Origin of the sequence: Helicobacter marmotae, assembly GCF_003364255.1 — a bacterium.
GTDB classification, from domain to species: Bacteria; Campylobacterota; Campylobacteria; order Campylobacterales; family Helicobacteraceae; genus Helicobacter_C; species Helicobacter_C marmotae.
On sequence record NZ_NXLR01000058.1, the window covers coordinates 1 to 446 of the forward strand.

A 446-nucleotide genomic window follows, 5' to 3' on the forward strand; every position below is an offset into this window, starting at 1 on the left:
GCGCGAAGTCCAACCCCATGATAATATTCTTGCCCCCTTATATATCCCCCGCCCCGACGACGCCTTAAAAGGTGGCACTTCGTGCGATTTAATTTTATCGCAGTGAGAGCGTGTCTCACTGCTGAAAGACATTTGGGACTTATTGTCATTCTGAGCCTGTGAAACAGGCGAAGAATCTCTGTTAGAATTGCTAGAAACTCTGCCACTATTGTCATTCTGAGGCTTTGTAAAAGCCGAAGAATCTCTCTTGGCGACTAGTGACTCGTTTAGAGATTCTTCGGTTGGGCTACGCCCGCCCTCAGAATGACAAACTTGGCTACCCGCAAGAGAAATTATTTTGTCATTCTGAACCCCTGCAAGGGGTGAAGAATCTCTGTTGGCGACTAGTGATTCCTTGAGAGATTCTTCGCCTCCACTTTGTGCTCCTAAGACAGCACAATTCGCCT

General features: G+C 47.3%; 1 protein-coding gene. It reads right to left on the bottom strand.

What is annotated here, in order from left to right:
• On the bottom strand, positions 1 to 446 hold a 446-nt coding region (locus CQA63_RS10025; RefSeq protein WP_170128405.1), incomplete at both ends, for a hypothetical protein.